Source organism: Acinetobacter sp. ESBL14 (genome assembly GCF_036668815.1).
GTDB classification, from domain to species: domain Bacteria; phylum Pseudomonadota; class Gammaproteobacteria; order Pseudomonadales; family Moraxellaceae; genus Acinetobacter; species Acinetobacter gyllenbergii.
The window spans coordinates 1-366 of the sequence record NZ_JAZEVS010000055.1 but is presented as its reverse complement, the minus strand read 5'-3'; the positions used below and the strand labels follow the sequence as shown (position 1 = coordinate 366).

Below are 366 nucleotides of genomic sequence, written 5' to 3'. Positions count from 1 at the left end.
GCACTGCATCTGGTCCCAATGCCACGCGTGCATCGAAGCTACCATCCGCACCTAATTCAGTCGCATTCAAGATGCCGTCACCGTTTAAGTCATCCGGCACTGTGATTGCACCAATCAAGTCAGCTGGCGATGTATCCACGGTAATGGTCACATCTGCATTCGCTGTATCGATGTTACCTTGAGCATCTACCGCTTCTGCATGGATGGTGATCGGGCCATCGCCTGTCACTGCAACTGCTGCTGTGATATAGCCATTGACGAGATCTGCGGCAGTCACGGTGAAGTTGTTGCCATTTACGGTCACCACTGTACCAAGCACTGCATCTGGTCCCAATGCCACGCGTGCATCGAAGCTACCATCCGCAC

1 protein-coding gene is annotated in these 366 nt (G+C 53.3%); it reads right to left on the bottom strand.

Going from position 1 to position 366, the window contains the following annotated elements; translation table 11 throughout:
- A partial coding sequence (locus V6E90_RS21925; RefSeq protein WP_332606419.1) for a hypothetical protein occupies positions 1–366 on the bottom strand: 366 nt, incomplete at both ends.